We start from the raw sequence: 17,111 nt of genomic DNA on the forward strand, positions 1-17,111 counted from the left end.
CGCCCGGGAGATACCCCGGGAGCGCCCGGCCCCGCTCAGGGGCGCGGCGGCGCCGGGGACCGCAGCCGCCCCGCCGCCCGCAGCCGGCGGGCCAGGAGCAGGAGCAGGCCGAGGACGACCGCGGCCGGCAGGACCGCGCCGAGCGCGGTGAGGGCGTACGCCCCCGCCGTCACCAGCGCGCCCCAGCCGGCGCCGAGCCCGGCGAGGAACCCCGCCGGCTCGTCCTCGCCGGCCACTGCCGCCTCCTGGCCGACGAGGGTGACCACGACGGTCGCCAGCGCGGTGAGGTCGGCGAGGCGCTCCTGCTGCGCCTGCAGCGCCTCGAGGTCGGCCTGGCGCCGGGCGAGCTGGCCCTCGACCTGCACGACCTCGGCGACGCTGCGGGCTCGCTCGAGCAGCGCGCGCACGCGGGCGACGCTCTCGCGCTGCGAGGCCAGCCGGCTCGCGACGTCGACGACCTCGCCGGTGCGGTCCGTCGTCGACTGCGTGCGCGACAGGCGCTCGCCGAGCCGGTCGAGGTCGTCGAGCAGGGCGTCGTACGACCCCACGGGCACCCGCAGCGTCAGCGTCGCCGTCGGCTCGCCGTCCGGCCCGCCGTACGACTCCTCGGCCGTGACCGCGCCGTCGCGCCCGCGCGCCGCGGCCGCGGCGGTGCGGGCCGCCCCGTCGACGTCGCGCACCCGCAGCGCCACCTCGGCGCGGCGCTCCAGCGCCTGCCGGCCGGGCACGACCGGCCCGGCTGCGGCGCCCCCCGGGGCGCCGGCGCCCCCCGCTGCGCCCTCGGCGACCGCGCCGTCCCGGTCGACCGCCGGCGCCGCGGGCTCGGCGCCCGACCCGCCCGCCGAGGCGCCCTGCGGGGCCCCGCCCGCCGCACCGCCCGACGTCCCGTCCGACCCCGAGCACCCCGCCAGCAGCAGCAGGGCGACCAGCCCCGCCGCGGTGCGTCCCCGACGTGCCACGGCCGCCTCCCTCGTCCCGGGGCCGGCGCCCTCGACCGGCCCGCGGCGGTGTGACGGGGCCCTCCCGCCGGCGGTTCCGCGCGCCGGGTCACGGTCTGGCATCGTGGCCGCCGTGCCCGACGCCCCCGCCGCGCAGCCGGCCCCGCCGGGGTCGCGGCCCCGCGTCGTCGTGGTGGGCGGCGGCATCGCCGGGCTGGCCGCGGCCCACGCGCTGCGCGACGCCCCGGTGGACGTGCTGGTCCTGGAGTCGTCCCCGCGCCTCGGCGGCAAGCTCGAGGTCGGGGAGGTCGCAGGCCTGGCGGTCGACACCGGCGCCGAGTCCGTCCTGGCCCGCCGGCCGGAGGCCGTCGATCTCGCGCGCGACGTCGGCCTCGGCGACGACCTCGTCGAGCCCGTGACGACGACCGCCCGGGTGCTGAGCCGCGGCGCCCTGCGCCCGCTGCCGCGCCCGCAGGTCATGGGCGTCCCCGCCGACCTGGAGGACCTCGCGCGCACCGGCGTCCTCGGCCCGGCCGACCTCGCGCGCGTGCCGCTCGACGCGTGGCTGCCGCGCACCCGCGTCGAGGAGGACGTCTCCGTGGGGGCGTACGTCGCGCGCCGGGTCGGCCGTGCCGTCGTCGACCGGCTGGTCGAGCCGCTCCTCGGCGGCGTGTACGCGGGCCGCGCCGACGCCCTGTCCATGGCCGCGACCGTGCCCGGCCTCTTCGCCGCGGTGCGCGCGGAGCGCTCGCTGCTGGCGGCCGCCCGCGGGGTCGCGGCCCGGACGCCGGCCGGGGCCGGGCCGGTCTTCGCCGGGGTGCGCGGCGGCGTCGGCCGGCTGCCCGCGGCCGTCGCGCGGGCCAGCGGCGCGCAGGTGCGCACCGGCGCGGCGGTGCGCGGGCTGCGCCGCACGCCGGGCGGGTGGGAGCTCGTCGTGGGGCCCGCGTCGGCGCCGGAGGTGGTCCGCGCGGACGCGGTGGTGCTCGCCGTGCCCGCGCCCGCCGCCGCGCGCCTGCTGGCCCCGCTGGTGCCGGCCGCCGCGGCGGAGGTGGGCCACGTGCCGTACGCCTCGGTCGCCCTCGTCACCGCCGCGTTCCCCGCGGCGGTGCTCGGCGAGGGGTCCGGCGGGGGGCCCGGCGGGGGCTCCGGCGGTGGCTCCGGCGGCGGCCTCGTCGGCAGCGGCCTGCTCGTGCCGCCGGTCGAGCGCCGGCTCGTCAAGGCCGCGACGTTCTCCTCGCGCAAGTGGGGCTGGGTCGGGGAGGGCAGCGGCACCGTGGTGCTGCGCACCTCGGTCGGGCGCGCCGGCGACGAGCGCGACCTGCAGCGCGACGACGCCGAGCTGGCCGCCGCCGCGCTGGCCGACCTCGCCGAGGTCACCGGCGCGCCCGGCCTGCGCACCCGCCCGCTCGACGTCGTCGTCACCCGGTGGGGCGGCGGCCTGCCGCAGTACGCCGTCGGCCACCTGGCCCGGGTGCGCCGGGTGCGGGCCGCGCTGGAGCCGCACCCGGGCCTGGCGCTGGCCGGGGCGGCGTACGACGGCGTGGGGGTCCCGGCCTGCGTCGCGTCCGGCCGGGCGGCCGCCGCCCGGGTCGTCGCCGCGCTGCGCCCGGGGGGATGATGGAGCCGTGAGCAGCCCCACCACCACCGTCAGCGCCCGCGAGGTCAACGCCACCATCCGCTACGCCATGTGGTCCGTCTTCCGGGCCACCGGGCCGCTGCCCGAGGACCGGGCCGCGCTCGCCGGCGAGGTCGAGGAGCTCTTCGGCCAGCTCGCGGCCAAGGGCGTCGTGGTGCGCGGCACGTACGACGTCTCCGGCCTGCGCGCCGACGCCGACCTCATGGTCTGGTGGCACGCCGAGCACGTCGAGGACGTCCAGGAGGCCTACCACCGCCTGCGCCGCACGCGGCTCGGGCAGCACCTCGAGCCGGTCTGGTCGGTCGTCGCGCTGCACCGCCCCGCGGAGTTCAACAAGGGCCACGTCCCCGCCTTCATGGCGGGGGAGGAGCCGCGCGGCTACGTCTGCGTCTACCCGTTCGTCCGCTCGTACGAGTGGTACCTGCTGCCGGACGACGAGCGCCGCCAGCTGCTCGTCGAGCACGGCATGGCCGCGCGCGGCTACCCGGACGTGCGGGCCAACACCGTGTCGGCGTTCGCGCTCGGCGACTACGAGTGGGTGCTCGCCTTCGAGGCCGACGAGCTGCACCGGATCGTCGACCTCATGCGCGACCTGCGCGCCACGGGCGCCCGCCTGCACGTGCGCGAGGAGGTGCCCTTCTACACGGGGCCGCGCAAGCCGGTCGCCGAGCTGATCGCCGCCCTGCCGTGACCGCCGCGCCGCTGCCCGCCGACGAGGCCGAGCGGCTCGCGGACCTGCGGGCGTACGACCTGCTGGACCAGCCGCTCCAGGAGGAGCTCGACGGGGTCGTGCGGCTCGCCCGCACGGTGACCGGCGCGCAGATGGCCGTGGTCAACCTCATCGACGAGCGGCGGCAGTGGCAGGCGTGCGCGGTCGGGATGACCGCGGGGGAGGTGCCGCGCGACGACGCCATGTGCGCGTACGCGATCCTCTCCCGCGAGGTGCTCCACGTGCGCGACGCGCGCGAGGACCCGCGCTTCGCGCGGAACCCCTTCGTCACGGGCCTGCTCGCGCAGGTGCGCATGTACGCCTCCGCGCCGATCGTCACCGGGGACGGCCACGCGCTCGGGACGCTGTGCGTGGTCGACCCCTCGGCGTACGAGCTCGAGCCGCACCAGGTGCAGGCGCTCGCCGACCTCGCCGCGCAGGTGATGGCGGTCTTCGCGCTGCGGCGCAGCCAGCGCCTGCTCGAGCGCTCCAACGCCGAGCTCGAGGCGTTCGCCGGCTCGGTGGCGCACGACCTGAAGAACCCGCTGGCCGCCGCGACCGGCTACACGGAGCTGCTGCGCGACGAGCTCGACGAGGGCTCGCCGGCCGCCGGCGTGGCGGCGCGCCTCGACGCCTCGCTGCAGCGCGCCAACCGCCTCGTCGAGGACCTCCTGGCGTACGCCCGCAGCGGGCGCCGGCCGGTGACCGGTGAGGACGTCGACCTCGGCGACGCGGCGCGCGACGTCGTGCGCGCGCTCGAGCCGCTGCTCGCCCAGCACGGGGCGCGGGTCGAGGTCGGCGACCTGCCGACCGTCCCCGGCGACCCCTCGCAGCTGGCCCGGCTCGTGCAGGCGCTGCTCACCGTCGCCGTCGTGCAGACCGCGCCGCACCGCCCGCCGCGCGTGCGGCTCGGGGCGGAGGCGCGGGGGCAGGACTGGGTGCTCGCGGTGGACGACGACGGCGAGCCGCTCACCGGCGCCGAGCGCGCGCGGGCCGTGGAGCCGTACCTCTCGGGGCGCGGCTCCGGCGGCGGCACCGGCCTCGGCCTGGCCACCGCGGCGCGCATCGCGCGGGCGCACGGCGGGCGGGTGTGGGCCGAGGCGTCGCCGCTCGGCGGGGCGCGCATCTGCGTCGCCCTGCCGCGCGGCTGAGGGACCTCAGCCCTCGGCGGGCTCCAGGCGCAGGGCGACGCTGTTGATGCAGTAGCGCTGGTCGGTCGGCGTGCCGAACCCCTCGCCCTCGAAGACGTGCCCGAGGTGCGAGCCGCACGTCGCGCAGCGCACCTCGACGCGGCGCATGCCCATGCTGCGGTCCTCGAGCAGCTCGACCCGGTCGCCGGCGAGCGGCGCCCAGAAGGAGGGCCAGCCGCAGTGCGAGTCGAACTTCGTCGCGCTGCGGAAGAGCTCGGCGTCGCAGGCGCGGCAGTGGTAGACGCCGACGGTCTTCTCGTTCGTGTACTCCCCGGTGTACGGGCGCTCGGTGGCCGCCTGGCGCAGCACCGCGTACTCCTGCGGGTCCAGCTGGGCCCGCCACTGCTCGTCGGTCTTCTCGACCGGGTACGACTCGCGCGCGTCCGTGCTCATGGGCCCACCGTACGTCCGGCTAGCGTGCCCCACATGGCGACGCCGTTCGTGGAGATCGAGGTCGGGGACCGCGACGTCCGGGTGTCCAACCCGGACAAGACGTACTTCCCCGGGCCCGGGATCACCAAGCGGGAGGTCGTCGAGTACTACCTCGCCGTCGGCGACGGCATCCTGCGCGCGCTGCGCGAGCGGCCCGTGACGATGGAGCGCTGGCCGGGCGGCGTCCACGAGGGCATGAAGCTCGCCACGCGGATGGACAACCGGGGCGACGCGTTCTACCAGAAGCGGGTGCCGAAGAACGCGCCGCCGTGGGTGGAGACGGCGCACATCACGTTCCCCAGCGGCCGTACCGCCGACGAGGTCTGCCCGACCGAGCTCGCGACCGTCGCGTGGTGCGCGAACCTCGGCACCATCACGTTCCACCCCTGGCCGGTGCGCCGTGCCGACGTGGACCACCCCGACGAGCTGCGGATCGACCTCGACCCGCAGCCGGGGACCGCGTTCGCCGAGGCCGTAGAGGTCGCCGGCGTCGCGCGCGAGGTGCTCGCCGAGCTCGGCTGGCGAGGGTACCCCAAGACCTCGGGCAACCGCGGCGTCCACGTGTACGTGCGCATCGCCCCGCGCTGGTCGTTCACCGAGGTGCGCCACGCCGCCATCGCCTTCGGGCGCGAGCTGGAGCGTCGGATGCCGGGGCGGGTCACCACGAAGTGGTGGAAGGAGGAGCGCGGCGAGGCGATCTTCGTCGACTACAACCAGAACGCGCGGGACCGGACGATCGCGTCGGCGTACTCGATCCGGCCGCTGCCGCACGCGCCGGTGTCGACGCCCCTCACCTGGGACGAGCTGCCGCTCGCCGACCCGCGCGACCTCACCGTGCGGACCCTGCCGGCCCGCTTCGCCGCCGTCGGCGACCTGATGGCGGGGATCGACGACGTCGAGCACGACCTCACGCCGCTGCTCGAGTGGTACGAGCGCGACGAGCGCGACCGCGGGCTGGGCGACATGCCGTACCCGCCGGACTACCCCAAGATGCCGGGGGAGCCGAAGCGGGTGCAGCCCTCGCGCGCCCGGGCGGAGCCGGCGCCGGAGCCGGCGGACGCGCCGGACTGACGGCCGGTCTCAGGCGAGGGCGCGGGCCAGCGCGGCGAGGCCGGCGAGCACCGCGCCCAGCCCGGTGGCGCCCGCGGCGACGAGGTACGGCTGCTCCCCGGGCCCCTGCGCGTCCCGCCGCCGCCCGGCGCGCTCCTCGCCGAGCTGGGCGCGCCCGCCGAGGGCGAAGAGCAGGCCGTTGAGGAAGAAGCCGAGGGCCGCCAGCAGGAACCACGCGGGCTCCACCTGCAGCCCGCCGACCAGCGCCACCGTGCCGAGCAGCCCGAAGAGCCCGCTGAGCTGCAGGCTCCGCGCGGCGGTCGCTCCCCGCGCCTGCCACCAGGGCGGGCGCGGGGCCCGTGGGTCGGTCGGTCGTCGGGGGCTCACCGGTGCATCCTCCCGGGGCGGCTCCGGCGGGCGCCAGGCGGGGCAGGCAGGTCCCCTCGGGGTCAGGAGACGACGGGCCAGAGCAGCATGTCCTTGCCGTCGACCGTCGAGGCGCCGAACGTCGCCGTGGCGCCGTCGGAGTAGGCGTCGCTGTTGGTCCGCAGCGTCCCGGGGACGACCTGGGACAGGTAGCGCGCGACGCCCCCGGTGGTCCCCGAGTGCAGGCCGACCCAGTAGCGGCCCTCGGTCAGGCGCAGCGCCTTCGTGACGGGCAGGTCCAGCGGGCCGGCAGGGCGTCCCGCGCGGACCGTGACCGGCTCGCTGCTGGCGACGAGGCGTCCCGGGGCCCCGCCGGCGTCCGCGTAGACCACGCCGCGCAGCACCTGGCTGCCGCTGCTCGCGCCGAGGCCGTCGACGTACGCCGTGATGCTCCCGAGGTCCCGGCCCACCGGGACCTGCTCCAGGCTGACCCTCTTGGCGTTGGCGGAGAGCCCGGTCCAGACCGAGTGCGTCAGCTCGCTCGTCACAACGGTATGGGGGTCCGCGACATGGGTTGTCGCGTGCTCCAAGGAGATGGCGTCAGCGAAGAAGGCGTGCCCCGCTGCCGCACCGCTCTGCTCGACCCGGACCCCGAGGTCGTTGCCGGTCGCGGTCGCCTGGGCTGCGACGGCGAGGCGCTGCCAGCCCGTGGTCAGCTTCACCGGGACCTTGGTCTCCTTCACGAGGGAGCCGGCGGGCGTCCGCTCGCGGAGGATGAGCGTCGCCGTCCTGCCCACGCTCGCGCTGGTCGCCGCCGCGACGTGGGCGCTCGCGACGTACGTGGCACCCCGCGTCGTGGCCGAGACCGTGGGCGCGGCGCCCTGCCGCGTGTCGCTGACCGAGAAGACCGTGCCGCTGCCGCGGCTCGCCCGGACGACGGCCGCGCCGTCGGGGGCTCCGGCCCGGGTCACCCGGGTCAGCGTCCCGCCGTGGGCGCCCCAGCCGGCCAGGTCGGACTCGAAGGACGGGTTGCGGACGAGCTCGTCGCTGGTGGTGGTCGTGCCATCGACCGCGACGGAGACGTCCATCGTCGCCGTGGCGGTGGACCACCCCCACGTGGGGGTGAAGACGCCGCGGACCTGGTGTCGCCCCGCCGGGAGCTGCACTTCCAGCCAGTCCTCGCGGTCGTCGGCCGCGGACCACCCCGACGCCAGCAAGGTGCCACCGCGGTAGAAGTCCACGGTGCCGTAGGCCCAGTCGTCGTCCGAGTCCACGCAGTTGTAGTGCTGCTGGGCGCTCGTCGCTCCGTAGATCAGCTGACCACTCGGGTAGGCGTCCGTGGCGTTGAGCTGGAGACGCACCGGCAGGTCGATGGCCGCCACGTCGACATCCGCGTAGCCGCGGCCGCCCTCGCCGATCTCGCCGACGTAGTGCTGGGCCTCTACCCCTCCACCCGTGGGACTGATCAACGGGACGAGCGCCGTAGCGACTCCCCGGCCGTCGACGGGGACGGACGGCCCGTCGCACCAGCCGCGGATCAGGACCTGCCCGAACTGGACCGCGCCCTCCGTGTAGGGCTTGCCGTCGAGCGTCGTCACCTTCGCCGTGGCCCGCACCGACCCGCCCTCGGTCACGGTCGTCCTGTCGACGCTGACCGTGACCCGCGTCTGCACCTCGTCCGACCCCGACGCCGACGTCGCCGGCGCGGACAGGCCGGTGAGCGCGATCCCCGCCACGACCGCTACGGCCCCTGCACGTGCTCGAACCACCGTCGTCCCCCCGTCTGGCGCACCCCCGCGCGCGGCGGTCCGAACCCTAGGGGCCCGACCGCCGCACCGGAAGGCGTCCGTCGACCGCGTGCCGTCCCCGGGCGCTACGGGATGGCGATGCGCGTCTCGCACGTGGTGGCGGTGTCGGTCCCGGTGCCGCCGTCGCAGCGGTCGGTGCCGGCCTCGCCGATGAGGGTGTCGTTGCCGCCGAGGCCCTGCAGGTGGTTGTTGCCCGAGGAGCCGCGCAGGCGGTCCGCGGCGGGCGTGCCGGTGATGTTCTCCAGGGTCTGCAGGACGTCGTCGCCCTCGCCGGTGGCGGTGCCGGCGGTGAGGTCGGCGTTGATGGCCAGCGCGAAGCCGACGGTGTCGGTGCCGGCGCCGCCGCCGCCGACGTCGTTGCCGGTGCCGAGGAACAGGCTGTCGTTGCCGTCGCCGCCGTAGACGAGGTCGTCCCCGCCGCCGCCGGAGACCTTGTCGTTGCCGACGCCGGCGCGCAGCTCGTTGGGGCCGGCGTCACCGGTCAGGGTGTCGGCGTAGCGGGAGCCGTCGATGCGCTCGACCTGCTGCAGCTGGTCGCTCCCCTCGCCGGTGGCGGTCCCGCTGACGAGGTTCGCCACGACCGCCGCGGGCGACGTCGCGAAGTCGACGGTGTCCAGGCCCGGGCCGCCGATGACGACGTCGTTGCCGCCCAGCCCGCGGATGCGGTCGTCGCCCTCGAGCCCGCAGATGACGTCGTTCCCGGACGTGCCGGTGAGCAGGTCGTCGCCCGCGGTGCCGAGCCGGGTGCAGCGGACGACCGTGACGGTCCGGGACGCGGAGACGGCGACGGACTCGCCCGTCGACCAGTCCTGCACGGTGCCGCTGGCGTACGCCGACGCCGCTCCCGTCGCGAACCCCGTGCTGTAGGAGTAGTAGGACGCCTGCCACGGCGCGCACGGCGACACGTACGCCGACCCGTAGGCGTAGCGCCCGCCCTGGTACAGGTCGCCGTAGACGTCGGTGTACGCCGTGCCGCTCGAGCAGGTCACCGTGCCGCTGAGCTGCGGTACGAGCCGCCCGTCCCACTGCGGGACCAGCGGTGCGTACCGGTCGATGGTCAGGGTGGCCGACAGCGCCGCCGCCGACGCCCCGCCCGCCGGCACCACCCCGACCGCTGCCGCCGCCAGCCCCAGGACCGCGAGCCCGCGGCCCGCGCGTGCGTACCCCATGAAGGACACCCCCCGTGCCTCGCGCACGGGGCCGCCGCTGCCCCTGCAGGGCGTGCCCCCGTGCACGCGGGACGCTACGGAGGCGACGGACCGCCACACCATGGCCCTTTCGGGCTAGTCGGTCCTCGGTGGCGCCCTCGCGCGGTGACGCGGCCGACCGCCGTGCGCACCTAGGGTGGCGCGCGTGAACCTGCTCCTCCTGGCCACCGGCGTCCCCGAGCCCGTGCGCGACGCGCTCGTCGCGTCGCTGCACGTGACCGCCGACGCGCTGCCGGGGCTGGACCGCCAGGCGGCGTGGCGCAGCGACGGCCCGGACGTCGTGGTGGCGGCCGTGCCGACGGACGGGCAGGCGGCGCACCCGCGGCGCTACGCCGAGCACGGCGAGGACGAGGTGGTCCTCTACGACGGGACCCCGGTCAGCACCGACCCGGCGGTGCTCGGGCACCGGGCCGAGTCGCTGGCCCGCTCCTGGGACCGTCTGGAGGACGTGCTCGAGGGCCGGTACGCCGTCGCACGGGTGCGCCCCCGCCGCGGCGGGGCGGAGCTGCTGGTCGACCCCCTCGGCATGCAGCAGGTGTACGCCCTGCGCCTCGGCGACGGGCTCGCGCTCAGCACGAGCGCGGGCGTGCTGGCGCGCGTGGCGGGGCCCGCGGGGCTCGACCTCGAGGCGGCCGCCGACCTCGCCGCGCTGGCGTGGGTGGGGCAGGACCGCACGCTGCACCCGCGGGTGCGCGTGCTCCCCGCGGGCGCCCGGGTCGTGCGCCGCCCGGGGCAGCCCGCCCAGGTGCGCCCCGGCGACGTCGTGGTCCGCGCCCTGCAGGACGCCCGCCGGGCGCCGCGCGGCCTGCGCGACGACGCCGTGCGCGAGGCCGCCGCGTCGGTGGCGGGGCTGGTCCGCACGGCGGGGACGACGTACCCCGAGGTCACCCTCGGCCTCACCGCCGGGCGCGACTCGCGGGTCCTGGTGGCGCTGCTGCGCCACGGCGGGGTGAAGGCGCGGCACTACACGTACGGCGCCCCGGAGGACACGGACGTGCGGGTGGCCGGCCTGGTGGCCGATGCCCTCGGCCTCGCGCACGCACCGCTGGACGAGGACGTCGAGGGCGTCGTGCGCTGCTGGGACGGCGCGGTCGACGGGCTGCTCGCCCGCGCCGACGGTCTCGCCACCCTGCGCCACCTCGGCACCCCGCTGGAGGCGGCCCCGGGCACGCTGCCGGTGCGCCTGTCCGGCAGCGGCGGCGAGACCGCCCGGGCCATCTACGCGACCCCGGGGCTCGTGCTCGGCGGCGGCGCGGCGGCGGGGCCCGTGCGCCGTCACCTGCAGGACCTGCTGCTGCGCGTGTCCGCCGGCGTCGCCACGGAGGCGGCGCGCGAGCACGGGCGGCGCCGGGCGGCCGGCTACCTCGACGCCGCCCGCGACGCCGGGCTCGGGCCCTTCGACGCGATGGAGCTCGCGTACGTCGACGACCGCGTGCGCCGGTGGGCCTCGTCGGTGGACCGGGCCGTGCTGCACGGGGTCGACGTGCTGTCGCCGCTCGCCACCCGACCGTGGCTGCGCGCCGGCTACGCGCTGCGCCCCGACCAGCGCTACGCGGCCGCGCTGCACCGCGCCGCCGTGGGCGTGCTCGACCCCGAGCTGCTCGCCCTCCCGATGGGGGCTCCGTGGCCGCGCCCGCAGCCGTACGCCGCCGCGCTCGAGGTCGGCGCCCGCCGCGCCGCCGGCCGGCTCAAGGACCGGGCCCGGCGGGCCCTCGGGCGCGACGCGCACCGCGGGAAGCTGTGGCGCCACGCCCAGCGCGCCCGGTGGTTCGAGCAGGTGCTGCCGCAGGTACGGGCGACGTGCCTGGACCGCACCTCCTCGCCGCTCTGGTCGGTCGTCGACCGCCCGGCGCTCGAGCGGCTCCTGGCGCCGTCGACGCCGCCCGAGGAGCGGCTGCGCCGCCTCGACCCGGTGCTCGACGTGGTGACCCTGTTCACCGCCGAGGAGCGGCTCGTCCCGACCTGGGGGGCCTGAGGCCCGCCGCCCTCAGACGACGCGGTCGGTGCCGGACACGACGTGGAGCACCGGACGGCCGAGGTCGCCGCGGATGCGCGAGGCCCAGTCGCGGCGCAGCGACTCCTCGACCAGGTGGGGCTGCGTCACGACGATGACCTCGTCGGCGTCGAGCTCGCGCGCCGTCCGCACCACGTCGTCGACCGGGTTGTCGCCGACGAGCGCGCCCTCGACCTCAGCGCCCGCGAGCCGCAGTGCGGACACGGACGCGTCCAGGGCCGCCTGGGCCCGTACCCGCGCCTGCTCCGGCGGCTGCTCGCCGCTGTCGGTGACGGCCTCCCGCAGGCGTCCGAGCGCCAGCTCGTCGAGCGCCTCGACGAGGCGGTTGTGCCGGGTGTCGACCGGCACGAGCACGTGGAAGCGGACCGGCTCCGGGTCGTGCAGGTGCACGACGCGGTCCACGTCGTGCTCGGCGAGCGCGTCCTCGGTCAGCAGCACGGTGGTCAGCACCCGCGGCACGCTACCGGTCCGCGCGGCGTGCCGGTCGCGGCGGTCGGCGGCCCCCGGGGCGGGCAGACTGGCGCCGTGCAGCTGCCCGTCATGCCCCCGGTCGCGCCGATGCTCGCCAAGGCGGTGAAGGACGTGCCCGACGTCGGGCACGTCGAGCCGAAGTGGGACGGGTTCCGCACCGTCGTCTTCCGCGACGGGGACGAGGTGGAGCTGGGCAGCCGCAACGAGCGGCCGATGACCCGCTACTTCCCCGAGGTCGTGGCCGCGGTCCTCGAGAACCTGCCCGAGCGCTGCGTCGTCGACGGGGAGATCGTCATCGCCCGGGGCGACCGGCTGGACTTCGAGGCGCTGCAGCAGCGCATCCACCCCGCGAAGTCGCGCGTGGACCTGCTCGCGCGCGAGACGCCGGCCTCGTTCGTGGCGTTCGACCTGCTCGCCCTCGGCGACGAGGACCTCACGCGGCGGCCCTTCGCCGAGCGCCGCCGGCTGCTCGTGCAGGCCCTCGCCGGCGCCCGCCCGCCCGTCCACGTGACGCCGGCGACGACCGACGTCGCCGTGGGGCGCCGGTGGCTGGAGATCTTCGAGGGAGCGGGCCTCGACGGCGTGGTCGCCAAGCCGGTCGACGCCCCGTACACGCCGGACAAGCGCACGATGTTCAAGGTCAAGCACGAGCGGACCGCCGACTGCGTGGTCGCGGGCTTCCGCTGGCACAAGAGCGGCGAGGTCGTCGGGTCGCTGCTCCTCGGCCTGTACGACGACGCCGGCGCGCTGCAGCACGTCGGGGTCAGCGCCTCGTTCACCATGGCCCGGCGCGCGGAGCTCGTGCAGGAGCTCGCCCCCCTGCGCATGGACGACGCCGCCGGGCACCCGTGGGCGGCCTGGGCGCAGGCGGAGGCGCACGAGCAGGGCCGGCTGCCGGGCGCGGTGTCGCGCTGGAACGCGAAGAAGGACCTCTCCTGGCTGCCGCTGCGCCCCGAGCTCGTCGTCGAGGTCGCGTACGACCACATGGAGGGCACCCGCTTCCGGCACACCGCGCAGTTCCGCCGCTGGCGGCCCGACCGGGACCCGGCGTCCTGCACGTACGAGCAGCTCGAGGTGCCGGTGCGCTTCGACCTCGGCAAGGTCCTCGCCGCCGACCCCGACGCCCTGCCGTGAGGGCGGAGCGCTGCGCCCTCGCGCTCGCCGCGCTGCTGACGACGACGGGGGTCCTGCACTTCGCCGCCCCGCGCCCCTTCGCCTCGATCGTGCCGCGCGCCCTGGGGGACCCCCGGCCGTGGGTCCGGGGGAGCGGTGCCGCCGAGCTGGCCTGCGCCGCGGGCCTGCTGGCCCCGGGCACCCGCCGTCGCGCCGGCTGGGCGACCGCCGCGCTCCTGCTCGCCGTGTGGCCGGCGAACTGGCAGATGGCCCTCGCCTCGGGCGACCGGTCGGCCGCGTACCGCACCGCCGCCTGGGGGCGCCTGCCGCTGCAGCTGCCTCTCGTCGCCTGGGCGCTGCGCGTCGCCCGCGGCTGACGCGAGGTCGCGCCCACCGCCGTCCGGCTGCAGCCCGTCCTGCCGCGATCATGCGCGGATGGCGCAGCGGTGCCGTCGCCGTCGTCCTGCCGACCCCTGCGGCGGGTGCCCGCCATCCGCGCATGATCGCGGCGGTGGGGGTGGTGCTGCGGGGAGGTCGCCGACCCCGGACGGGGACGACCCCCGCTCGGACCCCGAACGGTCTCGCAGGCGCCGGTCAGCGCACCCGCCACCGCGAGAGCAGGACCCCGTCCTCCTCGAGCAGCGAGCCGAGCCGCGCGGGCACCGGGGGCGCGAGGGCGGCACCGGTGAGGGCGCGCGGGGCGTCGCCCGCGGCGAGGACGGGGGAGAGGGTGAGGCACAGCTCGTCGAGGAGGCCGGCGCCGGCGACCTGCCCGAGCAGGTGGGGGCCGCCCTCGCACAGCAGGTGCGCGTGGCCCCGCGCGCGCAGGGCCGCCACGGCCGCGGGCAGGTCGACGCGCTCGCCCGGCGTGGTCACGAGGTCGGCGTCGAAGCGCCCGCCGCGCTCCCGGGCCGCCGCCTGGGTGGTCACGAGCACCGTGCGCGCACCGCCCCCGCCGGCGAAGAGCCGCGACCCCGGGTCCAGGTCGAGCGAGGACGACACCACCGCGACCGTCGGCAGGTCGGCGAGCCCGAGCGCCCGGCGGCGCGCGACGCGGGCCCCGGAGCGGGGGACCGCGCCGTACCCCTCGGCCCGCGCCGTCCCGGCACCGACGAGCACCGCGTCGCAGAGGTCGCGCAGCAGGGCGAAGACGCGCTTGTCCGCGGGGGAGGACAGCCCGCCGCTGCGGCCCTCGACGGAGACCGCGCCGTCCAGCGAGGACACCATGTTGGCGCGCAGCCAGGGCGTCCCCGCGGGCACCGCGTAGAGCGCCCGCAGCGCGTCGTCGTCGACGTCCTCGACCGGCTCGGGCAGCAGCATCCGCACGTCGGGGATGCTCGCACGCCCGGGTAGCCTCGGGCACCGTGCCCACGCGCCTCGTCGACCGCAGCCCCAGCGTGCCCGCGGACCGGCTCGTGGCCGAGCTCGTCCCGCCGCCGCGGTTCGACGCAGTGCGGTTCTCGACGTACGTCCCCGACCCCGCGCAGCCGTCGCAGGCCGCGGCGGTGCAGCGGCTCGAGGAGGTGGCCGCCGGCCTCGGCCGCCCGGCCGCGGGGTCGTCGTGGCGCCGCCTGCTCGGCCGCCGGGAGGCGGCGGGGCCGGCGCGGGGGACGTACCTCGACGGCGGCTTCGGCGTCGGCAAGACGCACCTGCTGGCCTCGCTGTGGCACGCGGCGCCGGGGCCGAGGGCGTACGGCACCTTCGTCGGCTTCACCAACCTCGTCGGGGCCCTCGGCTTCCAGCAGACCGTGCAAGCGCTGTCCCAGCACGTCCTCGTGTGCATCGACGAGTTCGAGCTCGACGATCCCGGCGACACGACGCTCATGTCGCGGCTCATCGGCGAGCTGTCCGACGCCGGCGTCACCCTCGCCGCGACGAGCAACACGCTGCCCGGCGCCCTGGGCGAGGGGCGGTTCGCGGCGCAGGACTTCCTGCGCGAGATCCAGAACCTCAGCGGCCGCTTCGACGTGGTGCGCGTCGAGGGGGAGGACTACCGCCACCGCGGCCTGCCGCCGGCCCCCCGCCCGTACGACGACGCGACGGTCACCGCCCGCGCCGACGCCGCCGGCCCCGGCGCCACCCTCGACGACTTCCCGGCGCTGGTGGAGCACCTGGCCCGGCTGCACCCGAGCCGCTACGGCGCGCTCCTCGACGGCGTGAGCGCGGTCCACCTGCGGGGCGTCGGGACGGTGACCGACCAGAGCGTGGCCCTGCGCCTCGTGGTCCTGGCCGACCGGCTGTACGACCGCGCGGTGCCGGTCGTCACGAGCGGCGTGCCCTTCGACGACCTCTTCACCGCGGAGATGCTCCGCGGCGGCTACCGCAAGAAGTACGTCCGCGCGGTCAGCCGCCTCGGCGCGCTCGCCCGCGACGCCGGCTGACCGCCGGCGCCGCGGGCCGGCAGGCTCAGGCCGGCACCCACCGCGGCGGTGCCGCGCCGAGCACGGCGACCGAGCGCGGCGCGAGCCGCACCGCGTGCGCCGACTCCCGCGCCACCGGGGCCGAGGCGAGCAGCACCGGCCCGGGCACCAGCCCCAGCGGCACGTCCTGCTCGTCCTCGCCGAGGTTGACCGCGACCTGCGTGGCGCCCCGGCGCACGACGAGCCAGCGCGCCTCCTCGTCGAAGGCCACCGACGTCCTGGTGAGGCGCGGGTCGGTGAGGTCCGGGGTGGCGCGGCGCAGCCGGATCAGCGCCCGGTGCCACTGCAGCACCTCGGCGTGCTCCCCGGTCCCGGCCTCGGACCAGTCGAGGCGGGAGCGCTCGACGGTGGCCGGGTCCTGCGGGTCGGGCACGTCCTCCTCGGCCCAGCCGTGGCTGGCGAACTCCCGGCGCCGCCCCTGGCGCACGGCCTCGGCGAGCTCGGGCTCCTGGTGGTCGGTGAAGTACTGCCAGGGCGTCGAGGCCGCCCACTCCTCGCCCATGAAGAGCATCGGGGTGAACGGCGCGGTGAGCACGAGCGCGGCCCCGACCTTGAGCAGGTCCGTGCCGAGGGTCGCGCCGATGCGGTCGCCGACGGCGCGGTTGCCGATCTGGTCGTGGTCCTGCAGGTAGGTGACGAACCGCCAGGCCTGCGTCCGCGTGGTGTCGACCGGTCGCCCGTGCACCCGCCCGCGGAAGGTCGAGTAGGCGCCGTCGTGCCGGAACACCCGCTCGAGGCACTGCGCCAGCAGGGCGATCGAGCCGAAGTCGTCGTAGTAGCCCTGCCGCTCGCCGGTGAGCAGCGTGTGCAGGGCGTGGTGGTAGTCGTCGAGCCACTGCGCGTGCACCCCGAGCCCGCCCGCCTCCCGGGGCGTGACCATCGCCGCGTCGTTGAGGTCGGACTCGGCGACGAGGAACAGCGGGCGGTCCAGGGCGGCCGCGAGCGCGTCCACGTCCGAGGACAGCTCCTCGAGCACGTGCACCGCGCGCTCGTCGACCAGCGCGTGCACGGCGTCGAGGCGCAGCCCGTCGACGTGGTAGTCACGGAACCAGGAAAGCGCGTTCTCGACGATCCAGCGGCGCACCTCGTCCGAGCCCTCGTCGTCGAGGTTCACCGCCGAGCCCCACGGCGTGTGGTGCTTGTCGGTGAAGTACGGGCCGAAGCGCGGCAGGTAGTTGCCGCTCGGTCCGAGGTGGTTGTAGACCACGTCGAGCACGACGCCGAGCCCGCGCAGGTGGCACTCGTCGACGAACCGCTTGAAGGCGTCCGGGCCGCCGTACGGCTCGTGGACCGCCCAGAGGTGGACGCCGTCGTACCCCCAGCCGTGCCGGCCGGGGAAGGCCGCCACCGGCATGACCTCGACGGCGTCGACGCCGAGGTCGACGAGGTGGTCGAGCCGCTCCACCGCCGCGTCGAAGGTGCCCCCCGCGGTGAACGTCCCGACGTGCATCTCGTAGAGCACGGCGCCGGGCAGCGCGACGCCGCGCCAGCCGGTGCTGCGCCAGGCGTAGGCGGAGTGGTCGTACCAGCGCGACGGGCCGTGCACGCCCTCCGGCTGCCACCGCGAACGGGGGTCGGGCGTGGGGTCGGACCCGTCGACGACGTACGCGTAGTCGTCGCCGTGGCCCGCGTCGGGCACCTCGAGGCGCCACCACCCGCCCTCGGCGCGCTCCATGCCGCGGCGGGCGGGGGAGCGGGTCGGCAGGTCGATCTCGACGGTGGCGGCGCCGGGGGCCCAGACGGAGAAGGTGGTCAC

The 17,111-nt window shown here is 77.3% G+C and carries 16 protein-coding genes; 8 read left to right on the plus strand and 8 right to left on the minus strand.

The window, feature by feature from the left end; translation table 11 throughout:
• Positions 1–35: 35 nt before the first annotated feature.
• Entirely contained in the window at positions 36–959 is a 924-nt protein-coding gene (locus D5H78_RS17520; protein ID WP_165865790.1) for a DUF4349 domain-containing protein, read from the minus strand.
• A gap of 112 nt (positions 960–1,071) precedes the next feature.
• Between D5H78_RS17520 and hemG the strand changes: the two genes are divergently transcribed.
• From hemG to D5H78_RS17535, 3 genes are read left to right on the plus strand one after another with little or no spacing between them, the layout of a single operon-like run.
• A complete protein-coding gene (gene hemG / locus D5H78_RS17525; protein WP_218566763.1) occupies positions 1,072–2,556 on the plus strand; it encodes a protoporphyrinogen oxidase in 1,485 nt (494 codons plus the stop codon).
• Between the two features lie 7 nt (positions 2,557–2,563).
• The gene (hemQ, locus tag D5H78_RS17530; RefSeq protein ID WP_218566764.1) at positions 2,564–3,265 is read left to right on the plus strand and encodes a hydrogen peroxide-dependent heme synthase; all 702 of its coding nucleotides are present in this window, start codon (positions 2,564–2,566) and stop codon (positions 3,263–3,265) included.
• Positions 3,262–4,434, plus strand: a complete 1,173-nt coding sequence (locus D5H78_RS17535) for a sensor histidine kinase (RefSeq protein WP_119951808.1) — start codon at positions 3,262–3,264, stop codon at positions 4,432–4,434. The genes hemQ and D5H78_RS17535 overlap by 4 nt, the downstream gene beginning before the upstream one ends.
• Positions 4,435–4,440: 6 nt before the next feature.
• Here D5H78_RS17535 and msrB read toward each other — a convergent pair whose 3' ends face one another.
• Positions 4,441–4,866 (minus strand): peptide-methionine (R)-S-oxide reductase MsrB, encoded by a 426-nt coding sequence (gene msrB / locus D5H78_RS17540; RefSeq protein ID WP_119951809.1) that lies wholly within the window; start codon positions 4,864–4,866, stop codon positions 4,441–4,443.
• A gap of 33 nt (positions 4,867–4,899) precedes the next feature.
• Between msrB and ligD the strand changes: the two genes are divergently transcribed.
• Complete coding sequence (ligD, locus tag D5H78_RS17545) at positions 4,900–5,976, plus strand: non-homologous end-joining DNA ligase (protein WP_119951810.1); 1,077 nt, start codon at positions 4,900–4,902, stop codon at positions 5,974–5,976.
• A 9-nt stretch (positions 5,977–5,985) separates the two neighbouring features.
• On the opposite strand, the gene D5H78_RS17550 is transcribed toward ligD, so the two are convergent.
• The 3 genes from D5H78_RS17550 to D5H78_RS20370 form a co-directional block, all read right to left on the minus strand.
• Complete coding sequence (locus D5H78_RS17550) at positions 5,986–6,342, minus strand: hypothetical protein (protein WP_119951811.1); 357 nt, start codon at positions 6,340–6,342, stop codon at positions 5,986–5,988.
• Between the two features lie 62 nt (positions 6,343–6,404).
• Entirely contained in the window at positions 6,405–8,057 is a 1,653-nt protein-coding gene (locus D5H78_RS17555) for a hypothetical protein (protein WP_119951812.1), read from the minus strand.
• A gap of 137 nt (positions 8,058–8,194) precedes the next feature.
• Positions 8,195–9,298: a calcium-binding protein gene (locus D5H78_RS20370; RefSeq protein ID WP_119951813.1), complete on the minus strand. Its 1,104-nt coding sequence runs from the start codon at positions 9,296–9,298 to the stop codon at positions 8,195–8,197.
• Positions 9,299–9,482: 184 nt separating this feature from the next.
• Between D5H78_RS20370 and D5H78_RS17565 the strand changes: the two genes are divergently transcribed.
• Positions 9,483–11,312: a hypothetical protein gene (locus tag D5H78_RS17565; protein WP_119951814.1), complete on the plus strand. Its 1,830-nt coding sequence runs from the start codon at positions 9,483–9,485 to the stop codon at positions 11,310–11,312.
• Positions 11,313–11,324: 12 nt separating this feature from the next.
• On the opposite strand, the gene D5H78_RS17570 is transcribed toward D5H78_RS17565, so the two are convergent.
• The gene (locus D5H78_RS17570) at positions 11,325–11,801 is read right to left on the minus strand and encodes an indole-3-glycerol phosphate synthase (protein ID WP_119951815.1); all 477 of its coding nucleotides are present in this window, start codon (positions 11,799–11,801) and stop codon (positions 11,325–11,327) included.
• Positions 11,802–11,876: 75 nt separating this feature from the next.
• On the opposite strand from D5H78_RS17570, the gene D5H78_RS17575 reads away from it, so the two are divergent.
• Positions 11,877–12,956 carry an ATP-dependent DNA ligase gene (locus D5H78_RS17575; RefSeq protein ID WP_119951875.1) on the plus strand — a complete coding sequence of 360 codons (1,080 nt, stop codon included), beginning with the start codon at positions 11,877–11,879 and terminating at the stop codon, positions 12,954–12,956.
• The gene (locus D5H78_RS17580) at positions 12,953–13,312 is read left to right on the plus strand and encodes a DoxX family protein (RefSeq protein ID WP_119951816.1); all 360 of its coding nucleotides are present in this window, start codon (positions 12,953–12,955) and stop codon (positions 13,310–13,312) included. The genes D5H78_RS17575 and D5H78_RS17580 overlap by 4 nt, the downstream gene beginning before the upstream one ends.
• Positions 13,313–13,529: 217 nt before the next feature.
• Here D5H78_RS17580 and D5H78_RS17585 read toward each other — a convergent pair whose 3' ends face one another.
• Positions 13,530–14,255 (minus strand): pyrimidine reductase family protein, encoded by a 726-nt coding sequence (locus tag D5H78_RS17585; protein WP_119951876.1) that lies wholly within the window; start codon positions 14,253–14,255, stop codon positions 13,530–13,532.
• 44 nt (positions 14,256–14,299) lie between these two features.
• Here D5H78_RS17585 and zapE point away from each other — a divergent pair, with 44 nt between their 5' ends.
• Positions 14,300–15,316 carry a cell division protein ZapE gene (gene zapE, locus D5H78_RS17590; RefSeq protein WP_119951817.1) on the plus strand — a complete coding sequence of 339 codons (1,017 nt, stop codon included), beginning with the start codon at positions 14,300–14,302 and terminating at the stop codon, positions 15,314–15,316.
• A 25-nt stretch (positions 15,317–15,341) separates the two neighbouring features.
• Here zapE and treZ read toward each other — a convergent pair whose 3' ends face one another.
• Positions 15,342–17,111 (minus strand): malto-oligosyltrehalose trehalohydrolase, encoded by a 1,770-nt coding sequence (gene treZ, locus D5H78_RS17595; RefSeq protein WP_119951818.1) that lies wholly within the window; start codon positions 17,109–17,111, stop codon positions 15,342–15,344.

Origin of the sequence: Vallicoccus soli, assembly GCF_003594885.1 — a bacterium.
Lineage (GTDB): Bacteria > Actinomycetota > Actinomycetes > Motilibacterales > Motilibacteraceae > Vallicoccus > Vallicoccus soli.

Bases quoted from the DNA above. Each gene is read 5' to 3' on its own strand.
- msrB (WP_119951809.1), bottom strand. From the start codon at position 4,866: ATGAGCACGGACGCGCGCGAGTCGTACCCGGTCGAGAAGACCGACGAG.
- ligD (WP_119951810.1), top strand. From the start codon at position 4,900: ATGGCGACGCCGTTCGTGGAGATCGAGGTCGGGGACCGCGACGTCCGG.
- D5H78_RS20370 (WP_119951813.1), bottom strand. From the start codon at position 9,298: ATGGGGTACGCACGCGCGGGCCGCGGGCTCGCGGTCCTGGGGCTGGCG.
- D5H78_RS17585 (WP_119951876.1), bottom strand. From the start codon at position 14,255: ATGCTGCTGCCCGAGCCGGTCGAGGACGTCGACGACGACGCGCTGCGG.